Annotated in this window: 10 protein-coding genes; 5 read left to right on the forward strand and 5 right to left on the reverse strand. The window is 63.9% G+C overall.

Features of this window, described 5'->3' with window-relative positions:
- Positions 1-52: 52 nt before the first annotated feature.
- Complete coding sequence (locus PV760_RS16800; protein ID WP_039240719.1) at positions 53-1,456, reverse strand: class II 3-deoxy-7-phosphoheptulonate synthase; 1,404 nt, start codon at positions 1,454-1,456, stop codon at positions 53-55.
- A 66-nt stretch (positions 1,457-1,522) separates the two neighbouring features.
- On the reverse strand, positions 1,523-2,314 hold the full coding sequence (locus tag PV760_RS16805) for a lysophospholipid acyltransferase family protein (RefSeq protein WP_026267377.1): 792 nt from the start codon (positions 2,312-2,314) through the stop codon (positions 1,523-1,525).
- A 109-nt stretch (positions 2,315-2,423) separates the two neighbouring features.
- Here PV760_RS16805 and PV760_RS16810 point away from each other — a divergent pair, with 109 nt between their 5' ends.
- From PV760_RS16810 to PV760_RS16820, 3 genes are read left to right on the forward strand one after another with little or no spacing between them, the layout of a single operon-like run.
- Positions 2,424-3,209 (forward strand): alpha/beta hydrolase, encoded by a 786-nt coding sequence (locus PV760_RS16810; protein ID WP_189075771.1) that lies wholly within the window; start codon positions 2,424-2,426, stop codon positions 3,207-3,209.
- Complete coding sequence (locus tag PV760_RS16815) at positions 3,206-4,009, forward strand: alpha/beta hydrolase (protein ID WP_064723224.1); 804 nt, start codon at positions 3,206-3,208, stop codon at positions 4,007-4,009. Before PV760_RS16810 ends, PV760_RS16815 begins: the two co-directional genes overlap by 4 nt.
- Entirely contained in the window at positions 3,996-4,523 is a 528-nt protein-coding gene (locus PV760_RS16820; RefSeq protein ID WP_039240718.1) for a hypothetical protein, read from the forward strand. The genes PV760_RS16815 and PV760_RS16820 overlap by 14 nt, the downstream gene beginning before the upstream one ends.
- 28 nt (positions 4,524-4,551) lie before the next feature.
- Here the strand turns inward: PV760_RS16820 and PV760_RS16825 are convergent, their stop codons facing one another.
- On the reverse strand, positions 4,552-5,610 hold the full coding sequence (locus PV760_RS16825) for an ROK family protein (protein WP_018779271.1): 1,059 nt from the start codon (positions 5,608-5,610) through the stop codon (positions 4,552-4,554).
- 186 nt (positions 5,611-5,796) lie between these two features.
- Between PV760_RS16825 and PV760_RS16830 the strand changes: the two genes are divergently transcribed.
- Complete coding sequence (locus tag PV760_RS16830) at positions 5,797-7,611, forward strand: AMP-dependent synthetase/ligase (RefSeq protein ID WP_018779270.1); 1,815 nt, start codon at positions 5,797-5,799, stop codon at positions 7,609-7,611.
- Positions 7,612-7,715: 104 nt separating this feature from the next.
- Here the strand turns inward: PV760_RS16830 and PV760_RS16835 are convergent, their stop codons facing one another.
- Positions 7,716-11,111 carry a pyruvate carboxylase gene (locus PV760_RS16835; RefSeq protein ID WP_354628288.1) on the reverse strand — a complete coding sequence of 1,132 codons (3,396 nt, stop codon included), beginning with the start codon at positions 11,109-11,111 and terminating at the stop codon, positions 7,716-7,718.
- Between the two features lie 303 nt (positions 11,112-11,414).
- On the opposite strand from PV760_RS16835, the gene PV760_RS16840 reads away from it, so the two are divergent.
- On the forward strand, positions 11,415-12,224 hold the full coding sequence (locus PV760_RS16840) for a ParA family protein (protein WP_354628289.1): 810 nt from the start codon (positions 11,415-11,417) through the stop codon (positions 12,222-12,224).
- Positions 12,225-12,317: 93 nt separating this feature from the next.
- Here the strand turns inward: PV760_RS16840 and PV760_RS16845 are convergent, their stop codons facing one another.
- Positions 12,318-12,911 (reverse strand): MerR family transcriptional regulator, encoded by a 594-nt coding sequence (locus PV760_RS16845; protein ID WP_018779266.1) that lies wholly within the window; start codon positions 12,909-12,911, stop codon positions 12,318-12,320.
- Positions 12,912-12,926: the final 15 nt, after the last annotated feature.

Below are 12,926 nucleotides of genomic sequence, written 5' to 3' on the forward strand. Positions count from 1 at the left end.
GGCCCGGAGAAATCCGGACCGCGCCTTCTTCTGTGGCAGCAGGGACTGTCAGCTACCGCTTGGACAGGGCGCCGGCCACCAGGAACGCCATCTCCAGCGACTGCATGTGGTTCAGGCGCGGGTCGCATACGGACTCGTAGCGGTCCAGGAATGCGTCCTGGTCGATCGGGTCTGCGCCGCCCAAGCACTCAGCGACGTCATCGCCCGTCATTTCAACGTGCAGACCACCGGGGACGGTGCCGAGCGAGTGGTGCACCTCGAAGAAGCCACGGACTTCATCGATGACGTCGTCGAAGTTGCGGGTCTTGTAGCCGTTGGGTGAGGTCACCGTGTTGCCGTGCATCGGATCGGTCACCCACAGCACCTGGGCACCGGATGCCGTGACACGCTCGACGACGGCCGGCAGCTTTTCGCGGATGTTCCTCGCGCCCATGCGGGTGATGAACGTCAGGCGGCCGGGTTCGCGGTTCGGGTCCAGCTTGTCGATGAGGCGCAGGGCGTCGTCACCGCTGGTGGTCGGCCCGAGCTTGACGCCAATGGGGTTCCGGACACGCGACAGGAAGTCCACGTGCGCGTGGTCAAGTTCCCTGGTCCGCTCCCCGATCCAGAGGAAGTGGGCGGAGGTGTCATAAGGGAGGCCTGTACGGGAGTCGATGCGGGTGAGGGCACGCTCATAGTCCAGCAGCAATGCTTCATGGCTGGCGAAGAATTCAACACGCTTCAGGGCCTCGAAGTCTGCCCCGCAGGAATCCATGAACATAATGGCGCGGTCGATGTCACGGGCCAGCGACTCGTAGCGTGCATGGGCAGGGTTTTCAGTGAATCCCTTGTTCCACTGGTGCACCAGGCGCAGATCAGCGAAGCCGCCCTGGGTGAAAGCACGGATCAGGTTCAGGGTGGAAGCCGAGGTGTGGTAGGCCTTCAACATGCGGCCGGCATCGTGTGCGCGGGACTCAGGTGTGAACTCGTAGCCGTTGACGATGTCCCCGCGGTAAGCGGGCAAAGTCACGCCGTCGCGGGTCTCGTCATTGGACGAACGCGGCTTGGCGAACTGGCCGGCCATCCGTCCCATCTTGATCACGGGCATTGCTGCGCCGTAGGTCAGCACCACGGCCATCTGCAGGATGGTTTTGACGCGTGCGCTGATCTTGTCGGCCGTGGCAGCCTCGAACGTTTCTGCGCAGTCTCCGCCCTGGAGCAGAAACGCTTTGCCCTGGGCTGCGGCAGCCAGACGTTCCCGAAGAACATCCACTTCTCCGGCAAAGACCAATGGCGGAACAACGGAGAGTTCGTTGACCGAGGCCTTGAAGACATCGGCATCCGACCACGTTGGCTGCTGCGAAATCGGCAGGTCACGCCAGGCATCCAGCCCGGGATAGTTTGCCGCTCCGCTCTGGGCGGTGCTGGCGAGGGGATCTACTGTGGAAGGTGCGGTGTTCGCGGTTAGCTCAGTCACCCTTCAAGAGTAGTAGCCTCCGGCGGGGTTGAGGCACTGCAGGCGTAACTGATGCCGCCGTCTGCGTCACAGTTTCCTTGGTGGTTCCTGGCCTTCGGGATTGGGGTCGTCCCTGTCTTCGGCGATGTCCGCGACGGCGTCTTCGGTCCCTTCGAGCTTGTGGAGGGGCTCCGGCCCCTTTCCGGCCAGCCGTGCCTTGACGACGGCGGCATACTCGTCCACATATTCCTGGCCGGAGAGGCGCATCAGTTCGTACATGATTTCGTCGGTGACCGCCCTCTGGACCAGGCGGTCGTCCTCCATGCCGTAATAGCGGCTGAAGTCCAAGGGTTGCCCAAAGATGATGCCAATGCGGCGAATGCTTGGAAGCCTCTTGCCGATGGGTTGGACCTTCTCCGTGCCGATCATGGCTACCGGAACCACCGGAACACGGGTCTGCAGGGCAAGCCGGGCAACGCCCACCTTGCCGCGGTAGAGCCGGGCATCGGGGCTTCGCGTGCCTTCGGGGTAGATACCCAGGAGGCCGCCCGACGTGAGGACGTCTTTGCCTGCCTGCAGCGACATCTCGGACGCGGCGCCTCCGGACCGGTCCATGGGGAGCTGGTTGCTCAGCCTGAAGAACAATGCCGTCAGGCGTCCTTTAAGCCCTTTGCCGGTGAAGTACTCCGACTTCGCCAGGAAGATCACCGGGCGATGCACCATCAGGGGAAGGAAGATGGAGTCCGAAAAGGAAAGGTGGTTGGAGGCCAGGATCGCTGCGCCGTTCTCAGGGACATTGTCCAGGCCTTTGACCCAGGGGCGGAACAGGAGTTTGAGGATCGGACCCAGAAAGATCCTCTTCATGACCCAATAGAACACGTTTGTCCTCTCACGGCCGTTGGCAGGCATGCGTCCGGCAACCCGGCCGGCATTCAACTGCAACCCTACTCCAGTGTGAAATGTCCGGAACAATGACACGATGGAACGCATGACGGAACGCAAACCACCAGCCGCGGCCGCTTTCCACTACGCCGGACATGGGCCGAACGCCTCCACCGGCGTAGCGATCTGCCACGGATTTACCGGCAGCCCGTTGAGCATGCTGCCGTGGGCTGAATATCTGGCCGCGCAAGGCTTCGCTGTCACGGTCCCCCTGCTTCCAGGACACGGGACAAGTTGGCATGACCTGGCCACAACCCGCTGGCAGGACTGGTACCGGGCCTTTGAAAAGAGCTACATGGACCTCGCTGCCACAACGGAAACGTGTTTCGTGGCGGGGCTGTCCATGGGTGGGGCCGTAGCCCTCCGTCTGGCGTCCCTCCACGATGTTCCGGGCGTCGTGCTGGTCAATCCGGGTTTGAGCTTCTATGACCGCCGCGTGAAGTACGTGGGCGCGTTGAAATACGTCATGCGCACCACGGATCCCATCGTGGAGGATTCCCCGGCACCTGAGCTCATCGAAGACAGTGACTACTCCAAGACACCCTTGAAGTCCGTGCACGAGCTCAAGAAGCTGTTCCGGTCCGCGACCCGGGGATTGACCCAGGTGAAGGCGCCGGCATTGGTCTTCAAATCGTCGGTGGATGGGGTCATTCCGCCCAGCTCGGTGGATACGATCCGCAGGCACATCGACTCGGCGCGCCTGAAAGTTGTGACCCTCCCGCACAGCGGGCACGTGGCCACCCTGGACGTTGACGCCCCCACCATTTTTGAAGAATCAGCAGCATTTTTCCGCCGGCACGCCAATCACAGAGTAGCCTCGGAGTCATCATGAAGATGACCCCGGATTTCTCACCGTTCCTCAGCAGCTGGAGCGGAACTGGACCGCGCGTCGGCGTGGTCATGTCCCACGGCTTCACCGGGAGCCCGCACAGCGTGCGGCCCTGGGCTGAGCATTTGGCCGCTGCCGGCTATGCCGTCCGCCTGCCGTTGCTGCCGGGCCACGGCACTACCTGGCAGGATATGGCGAAGCGATCCTGGCAGGAATGGCACAGGGCAGTGGATGATGCCTACCTTGAACTGGCTGCGGAGTGCGACTACGTCTTCGCCGCGGGCTTGTCCATGGGCGGCACCCTGGCATTGCGGATAGCAGCCACGCGGCCCGTCGCGGGGACTGTGGTGGTCAATCCCGGCCTCGTCCTGGACGATCCACGTGCCGTGATCGTCGCCGCACTCAAGTACGTGGTGAAGACGACGCCGGCCATCGCCAACGACATCCTCAAACCGGACCAGGACGAAGGTGCGTATGCACGCACCCCTGTTGCCGCGGCCCATCAGTTGAAGAAGATGTACAAGGACACGGCCGCGATCCTGCCACGCATCAGCGCCCCGGTGCGCGTCTACCGGTCAACAGTGGACAACGTCATATCGAACGCCAGCCTGGAATTTCTCCGCTCCCGCGTGAACGCTCCGGTTGACATCAGCTATCTTCACAACAGCCACCACGTGGCCACCCTCGATAACGACGCACCGGAAATCTTCTCCGGTACGGTCGATTTCATTCAACAGACACTTGCCGCCTTGGCCGGACAGGGGCCATCTCCCGATAAGGACGCAGCCCATGAACAGGCCTGATCCCAACTCCGCCGACCAAAGCGCCAATAAAGACGACGACGCGGTCTGGCAGGACCTCGTGGCCCGGCTTGAGGCAACCAGGTCCACGCCTGATGAACAAGAACCGGATCCCACCGCCGGCCCCGGCGAGGCTCCGGCGGGTCCAGCCAGGTCTTTCCGGGATTTCGATCCCCTCGGCCTTTCCACGTCCGCTGCAGTGCCGGACGCTGATCCCATGGCCGGAGAGGGTCAGGGGCGTGCGCCGGGACCGCGTGACTTTGAGGTGGACGACGACGACGAGTCGTTCGTCCCGGAAGAACCGCCGAGCCTGGCAGGTACCGAACCGCTGACCATGCTGGCCTGGGTGGGCGCTGTGGGCGGACCCATCGCGCTGCTCTTCACTGCCATGTTCTGGCGATCAGCGCCGCTGGCAGCCATCCTCGGAATCGTCGCCGCGTTTGTGGTCTCGGTGGTTTTCCTCATCATGAGGCTTCCGCAGGAGAAGAACGAGGACGACGACGGCGCCCGCATCTAGGTGCCGACGCTCCAGGTCCCGCTGACGCTTAGCTGTGCGTCCGGCCGCTGACCCGTGAGAGGTCGGCAGCGCCAATCATGCCGGCACGTGGGCCCAGGGCGGCAAGTTCAATCCTGGCCATGGGCCGGAAGCCACGCCCTGTGAGGTTCTTGGCAAAAGAGTCGCGGGCAGGACCAGCCAAAAGGTCTCCGGCGTCGCAGAGTCCACCACCGATGACAAACATTCCCGGGTCCAGGGCAGCTGCAAGGTTGGCCAGGCCCAGGCCAAGCCAGTCGCCCTGGTCCGCCAGCAACTCCCGGGACGTAGCGTCCCCGGCCAGGGCGAGGGCGGTGACGACCGCCCCCGTGATGTTGTCGGCGGTGCCTCCGGCGCGATCCAGCAAGGCCCGGCCTTCGGGCGAATTTGTCCTCACCAGCTGGCGGGCTTCACGTCCCAGCGCGTTGCCCGAAGCGTATTGTTCCCAGCACCCTCGGTTCCCGCATTCGCATCGGTGGCCGCCGGGAAAAATGATCTGGTGACCGAATTCGCCGGCGACACCGTAGCGGCCCCGTTCCACCCGGCCGTCCATCACCATGGCACCACCAATGCCAGTACCAAGGGTGATGCACACAAGCCGGCTCTCTCCTTGACCGGCCCCGAAGCGCCATTCCGCCCATGCTGCGGCATCGGCGTCGTTGGTGAGCAGGACCGGGCGCCTGAGCAGTTTCTGCAGGCTGGCCCTGAGCGGTTCGTTACGCCAGGCGAGGTGCGGGCTGAAAAGCACCGTGCCGCCGTCGAGGTCCATCCAACCGGCGGCGCCTATACCCACGGAGGCCACCCTGTGCCCCGCACTGAGTTCGTCCACGAGTTCCACAATGGTCTGTTCAACTGCCCGCGGATCGGCGCCCGGGGTGGACCGGCGCGCCTCGGCGAGGACCCTGCCGTCGGCGTCCACCACACCGGCGGCAACTTTGGTGCCCCCGATATCGATTCCGATGGCCAGTCCCCTGCGGCCCAAGTGGCTTCGCCGGGCGGCCCAGGGGACGTCCTTCCAGGCAGCGGCCGGGGGCCTGGAGTTTACGCGGGTGCTGGACCGAAATGCGGGCATCCCATCATCCTATTCCGCCATCGGGCACGCCCCCGCATCGCCGGGTCCAGAAGTCCCCGAGTTGCTTGAAATGGCGCCTGATCCGTAAAGTTACTCGCCAGTAGGTGAAATAGAACACACCTCCGCGAGCGGGCATACTAGAGTGGAAGAAGCCCCTCGTGGCCCGTGGATATCAAAGGAGCTACCGTGCGTGAAATCAGTGTTCCTCCCCTCGTGAACATCTCCCCTGAAACCAACATCACGGACCTCGTGCTTCGGGAGGCGGGAAAGGCGTCCAATCCCCCGCTGTTCTCCAAGCTGGATGCCAGCGGGCAGTGGGCGGACATCCGCGCCACCGACTTCCTCGCTGACGTCCGGGCTCTGGCCAAGGGCCTCATCGCCAGCGGCGTAGGACAGGGCGACCGTGTAGGCATCATGTCCCGGACACGCTACGAGTGGTCGCTGGTGGACTTCGCGATCTGGTTCGCCGGGGCCGTCTCCGTCCCGATCTACGAAACGTCGTCGCCGTCGCAGGTGGCATGGAACCTTGGTGACTCAGGCGCAGTAGCCGCCTTCGGCGAGTCAGCCCACCATGAGGACATCATCCGCCAGGCCGTCGTCGCGGAGGACATCACGTCCGTTGCCAACGTCTGGCAACTCGAAGGCGCCGGCCTCGATGCCCTGCGCACTGCGGGAGCGGGAGTTCCCGACGACGAACTCGAGTCCCGGCGGTCCGCGGCAGGCCTGCGGGACATCGCCACCATCATCTACACCTCCGGAACCACGGGCAGGCCGAAGGGCTGCGAACTGACCCACGGAAACTTCGTGGAACTTTCCGAGAATGCCCGCGCCTCGTTGCCGGAAATCATCAACGAATCCGGCAAGACCATCATGTTCCTGCCATTGGCCCACGTTTTTGCCCGCTTTATCTCTGTGCTGGCCGTGGCCGGCGGCGTCAAGGTTGCCCACACCCCGGACATCAAGAATCTGCTGGGCGACCTCCAGAGCTTCCAGCCGACGTTCATCCTCGCCGTGCCCCGCGTGTTCGAGAAGGTATACAACTCGGCGCTCACGAAGGCCGAAGACGGTGGCAAGGGCGCCATCTTCCACCGGGCGGTAGACACCGCGATCGCCTATTCCAAGGCGCGCCAGGACGGGAACCTTGGCCTGGGGCTGAAGATCAAGCATGCCGTGTTCGACAAGCTGGTCTACGGAAAGCTCCGGGCGGCGATGGGTGGCCACGTGGCCCACGCGGTATCCGGTGGCGGGCCGCTCGGCGAACGCCTGGGCCACTTCTTCCAGGGCATCGGCCTGCAAATCCTCGAAGGGTACGGGCTGACCGAAACCACGGCTCCGATCTCCGTCAACACTCCATCCATGATCCGGATCGGCTCGGTCGGCGCTCCCCTTCCGGGGAACGCAGTGAAGATCGCGGACGACGGCGAGATTCTCGCCAAGGGCGTCTGCGTGATGCGCGGCTACTACAAACGACCTGACCTCACGGAAGAGACCTTCACAGCCGACGGATGGTTCCGAACCGGCGACATCGGAGAGCTGGACAGCAACGGCTTCCTGAAGATCACTGGCCGCAAGAAGGAGATCATCGTCACCGCAGGCGGCAAGAACGTGGTCCCAGCGCTGTTGGAGGACCAGATCCGCGCAGACGCCTTGGTGTCCCAGGTCCTGGTGGTTGGTGACAACCGTCCTTTCATCGGCGCGCTGGTGACCCTGGACGAGGAAGCCCTGCCCGGCTGGCTCGAACGCCACGGACTTCCGGCCGGCACGACTTTGGCCGAGGCCACCGAAAACGCCGTGGTCAAGGCTGCGGTGCAGGAGCTGATCAGCAAGGCGAACCAGTCCGTCTCCCAGGCAGAGGCCATCAAGGCCTTCCGTGTGGTTCCGGCTGACTTCACCGAGGCCTCCGGTCACCTGACACCGTCGTTGAAGGTCAAGCGCGCGCAGGTCATGAAGGACTTTGACGCCGTGATCGAGGAAATGTACTCGGCTCCCCGCGCCTCCTAGACCGCCTTCCGGCCAAACAGCCGGACAGCACACAGCAAAAAGCAAAAAGCAAAAAGTACCCCGCCCGGATGACTCCGGGCGGGGTACTTTTTCGTGGCCGCTAGCTAGCTGATGACCAGCAGCAGATCGCCACCCTGCACTTGCTCCACAGCTGAGATGGCCAGGCGCGAAACCGTGCCGGCCACCGGCGTCGTAATGGATGCCTCCATCTTCATCGCCTCAATGGTGGCCACAGTGTCACCGGCCTTCACAGCATCGCCGGCCTTGACCGTAACGGTCACGGCACCGGCGAACGGTGCTGCAACCTGTCCGGGCTGGGCTGGGTCGGCCTTTTCTGCAGCCTTGACGTTGCTGACCACGGAGCGGTCGCGGACGACCACGGGCCGGGACTGGCCGTTGAGCGTGCACATGACCGTGCGCATGCCCTTCTCGTCGGCTTCGGAAACGGCTTCGAGCTGCGCAATGAGGCGGACGCCCTTTTCCAGTTCGATGACGTGCTCGGAGCCCTGCTGGAAACCGTAGAGGTAGTCACGGGTGTCGAGAACGGAAAGGTTGCCGTAGGTGTCCACGCTCTTCAGGTAGTCCTTGGTGGGACCAGCGAACAGCAGGCGGTTCAGCGTGTGCTGGCGCGTCTTGGAGTCGCCCTTGAGCGCTGCGCTGTCTTCCGGGCTGATATCGACGTCGCGGACCTTCACGCTGCGGCCCTGGAGGGCCTTGGTGCGGAAGGGTTCGGGCCAGCCACCGGGAGGATCACCAAGTTCGCCGGACAGGAAGCCGATGACGGAATCCGGAATGTCGTAGTTCTGCGGGTTCTCGTTGAAGTCCGCCGGGTCTGCGTTCAGTCCCACCAGGTGCAGGGCGAGATCGCCCACGACCTTGGAGGACGGTGTCACCTTGACGAGGCGGCCGAGGATGCGGTCTGCCGCGGTGTACATGTCCTCGATCGCTTCGAACCGCTCCCCCAGTCCCAGGGCAATGGCCTGCTGGCGCAGATTGGACAGCTGGCCGCCCGGGATCTCGTGCTGGTAGACACGGCCGGTCGGGCCCGGGAGGCCGGATTCGAAGGGTGCGTAAACGCGTCGCACAGCTTCCCAGTACGGTTCCATGGCGCCGACGTTGGTCAGGCTGAGGCCGGTGTCACGGGGAGTGTTGGCCAAAGCGGCAACCAACGCGGAGGCAGCAGGCTGGCTGGTGGTACCGGCCAGGGAAGCCGCGGCGACATCCACCGCATCCACGCCGGCGTCGACAGCTGCCAGCAGGGTGGCCAGCTGGCCGCCGGCGGTGTCGTGCGTGTGCAGGTGCACGGGCAGGTCGAAACGCTCACGGAGTGCGGTAACGAGCTTGGCCGCGGCGGCCGGGCGAAGGAGGCCGGCCATGTCCTTGATGGCGAGGATGTGCGCACCGGCGTCGACGATCTTCTGGGCCAGGTCCAGGTAGTAGTCCAGCGTGTACAGGTCCTCGTTGGGATCCAGGAGGTTGCCGGTGTAACACATGGCCACTTCCGCTACAGCTGTTCCCGTGGCCCGGACCGCCCGGATGGCCGGAGCCATCTGGTTGACGTCATTAAGGGCGTCGAAGATCCTGAAGATATCGATGCCCGTAGCGGCGGCTTCCTCGACGAAAGCTTCCGTCACTTCTTCCGGGTAGGGCGTGTAGCCGACGGTGTTTCGTCCGCGAAGCAGCATCTGGAGGCAGGTGTTCGGAAGGGCCTGGCGCAGTGCGGCCAAGCGGTCCCAGGGATCCTCGCCCAGGAACCGCAGGGCGACATCGTACGTCGCACCACCCCATGCCTCCACTGAAAGCAGCTCAGGCATCAAAGCTGTCACTGCCGGACCAGCCGCGACCAGATCGCGGGTGCGGACCCGTGTGGCAAGGAGAGACTGGTGGGCGTCACGGAACGTGGTGTCAGTGACCGCCACAGCGTTCTGCTCGCGCAGAGCCTTGGCGAAGCCCTCCGGACCGAGCTCGATCAGCTTCTGCCGCGAACCCGACGTCGGAACAGGACCCTCGACGGCGGGCAGCTTGCTTGCGGGATCGCTGTGGACCTTGAGTTCGCCGTTCGGCTTGTTGACAGTCACCTCAGCCAACCAGGTGAGCAGCTTGGTGCCACGGTCGGCGGAGATGTGCGACTTCAACAGTTCAGGACGCTTGTCGATGAAATCCGTCGCCACATTGCCGGCGTTGAAGTCGGGGTCAGCGAGGACGGCCTGCAGGAACGGGATGTTGGTGGACACGCCACGGATACGGAACTCGGCGAGTCCGCGCCGGGCGCGGGCAACAGCAGCCGGGTAGTCGCGGCCGCGGCAGGTCAGCTTCACCAGCATGGAGTCAAAGTGGGGGCTGATCTCGGCACCCGAGTAGACCGTGCCGCCGTCGAGCCTTACACCGGCGCCACCGGCTGAACGGTAGCCGGTGATCTTTCCGACGTCAGGCCGGAAGCCGTTGGCGGGGTCTTCAGTGGTGATACGGCACTGCAGGGCAGCGCCCTTGATGGAGACGGTTTCCTGGCTCAATCCCAGATCCGCCAGGGTCTCCCCCGACGCAATGCGCATCTGCGCCTGCACGAGGTCGACGTCGGTGATTTCCTCCGTGACGGTGTGCTCCACCTGGATGCGGGGGTTCATTTCGATGAAGACGTGCTGTCCCGCACGCTCGCCTTCGGTGTCCACCAGGAACTCGACCGTTCCGGCGTTGACGTAGTTCAGTGCTTTGGCGAAGGCCACGGCATCGCGGTAGAGCGCCTGGCGGATGTTCTCATCCAGGTTCGGTGCCGGGGCGATTTCAACGACCTTCTGGTGGCGGCGCTGCAGGGAACAGTCACGCTCGAAGAGGTGCATGACGTTGCCCTCGGCGTCAGCCAGGATCTGTACTTCGATGTGGCGCGGACGCAGTACGGCCTGCTCAAGGAACATCGTGGGATCACCAAAGGCCGCGTCGGCCTCGCGCATGGCAGACTGCAGTGCTTCGGGGAGGGCCTCGCGCGTCTCAACGCGACGCATGCCGCGACCGCCACCTCCGGCAACAGCCTTGGCGAAGATGGGGAATCCGATCTCGTCGGCTGCCGCAATAAGTTCGTCAAGATCCTTGGACGGCTTGCTCGATTTCAGGACGGGAACACCGGCCTTGCGGGCAGCTTCCAGTGCTGCGACTTTGTTGCCGGCCAGTTCCAGGACCTCGGCGGGCGGGCCCACGAAGGTGATGCCCGCAGCTTGGGCCGCTCGCGCGAGATCCGGGTTCTCCGAAAGGAAGCCATAGCCGGGGTAGATGGCGTCTGCCCCGGCTTCCTTGGCGACGCGGACAACCTCCTCGACGTCCAGGTAGGCGCGGACGGGGTGACCCACCTCGCCGATCAGGTAAGCTTCGTCGGCTTTCTGACGGTGGATCGAGTTACGGTCCTCGTGCGGAAAGACGGCTACGGTCTTGGCGCCCAGTTCATAACCAGCGCGAAACGCCCTGATCGCGATTTCGCCGCGATTGGCCACCAGAATTTTCGAAAACATACTTCTCCTGCATCATTGCGGGTGGATCGGTCGGTGGTCACAGTGTGTAGTGCCGCCAGCATCAAACACAAATCTTTGTGGCAACCATCACAAAGGAATCGTCATGTGGGCTGTATATGCGTGCGCGCGATCCAACGGCATGCTATTGCCAACTGCGATCTCCCTTGGCCGGGCGCGTAGAAAGCGGGATTCGATGCCGAAGCACCATATGATGTTGAGGGGGCTTCGGCAAGCCCCGGCTCCGGTGATTCCGGAGGCGAATGAGCGCGATACGGCAACCGGCGTTAGGTTTTGGGTTTTCAAGTGCAAGTAGTCAGCATCAGCAGCCTCAAAGGTGGAGTGGGAAAGACGTCCGTGACCACCGGTCTGGCGTCCGCGGCCCTCGCTGCCGGCATATCCACCCTGGTGGTGGATCTCGATCCCCATGCCGACGCCACGACGGCACTTGGTGTCCAGCCCGGCGGCCAGCAGGACATCGGTCGGATGCTGAAAAGCCCTCGACGTGCCAGGCTCCAGGACAACGTCGCCGGCAGCAGCTGGGTCTCCAACGGCTCCAGCAACGGCACCCTGGACGTCGCAGTAGGCTCAGCGTTCACTGGAATCTACGACCGCCCCGACCTCGGCCGCCGCGACCTCCGCAGGCTGTCCACGGTTCTGGCCGGCACCACCAACTACGAGTTGGTACTGGTCGACTGCCCGCCGTCCCTGAATGGATTGACCCGCATGGCCTGGAGCGCCAGTGACCGCGTGGTGCTCGTGGCCGAGCCCGGGCTGTTTTCCGTAGCGGGCACCGAACGAACCATGAGGGCCATTCAGCTGTTCCGCCAGGAATTCGCCCCCAATCTGTCCCCGGCAGGTATCGTGGCCAACCGCGTGCGCAGCGGATCCGCCGAGCACACCTTCCGCCTGGCCGAAATGGAGTCCATGTTCGGAGAGCTGCTGTTGACTCCGCACATTCCGGAACAAGCCAATTGGCAGCAGATCCAGGGTGCGGCGCATTCCGTCCACCACTGGCCGGGAGATTCTGCGAAGAATGCCGCAAAACTTTTCGATGCCCTGCTGGAGAGTCTTCTTGAGGGGCAGGGTTCCACCAGGGAACGCCGCCAACGCTGACGGGCGCGGGGCTCCGTCAGTGGCCCCGGTCTGCACAACAAGAAAGCCTCTTCCCTGTGGGAAGAGGCTTTCTTCATGTCATTTGTCGGTTGCCTAGCCTATGCGGCGGGCAACGCGGCGCTTGCTCAGTTCGTCGTCGGGAAAGGATTGCTCGACGGCGTGCTCGCTCGGCAGCGCGGCCAAGCTGCCCTCAACTTCCCGCCATACGCGGCCAACGGCTATGCCGAAGACTCCTTGGCCACCCTGCACCAGGTCGATGACCTCATCTGCGGAGGTACATTCGTAAACACTGGCACCATCGCTCATGAGGGTGATCTGCGCGAGGTCCTCCACGCCACGTTCGCGGAGGTGTTCCACCGCGGTCCTGATCTGCTGGAGTGATACGCCGGTGTCAAGAAGTCGCTTGACCACTTTGAGAACCAGGATGTCGCGGAATCCGTAGAGCCGCTGTGATCCGGAGCCGGCAGCTCCACGGACAGCAGGTTCAACGAGTCCTGTGCGTGCCCAGTAGTCCAGTTGGCGGTAGGTGATGCCTGCCGCCTTGCATGCGGTGGGGCCGCGGTATCCCGCGTCCTCGTCCAGCACGGGAAGATCCTCGGTGAAGAGCAGACCTTGGGCGCCGGATGCGGGCGCAGCAATGCCGGCAGAGGACTGCTTCAGCTCGCCTGCTTCGCCTTTCGGACTCACGTGACCTCCTTGTTC

It is taken from the genome of Paenarthrobacter sp. CC6 (genome assembly GCF_040560085.1).
Taxonomy (GTDB): domain Bacteria; phylum Actinomycetota; class Actinomycetes; order Actinomycetales; family Micrococcaceae; genus Arthrobacter; species Arthrobacter nicotinovorans.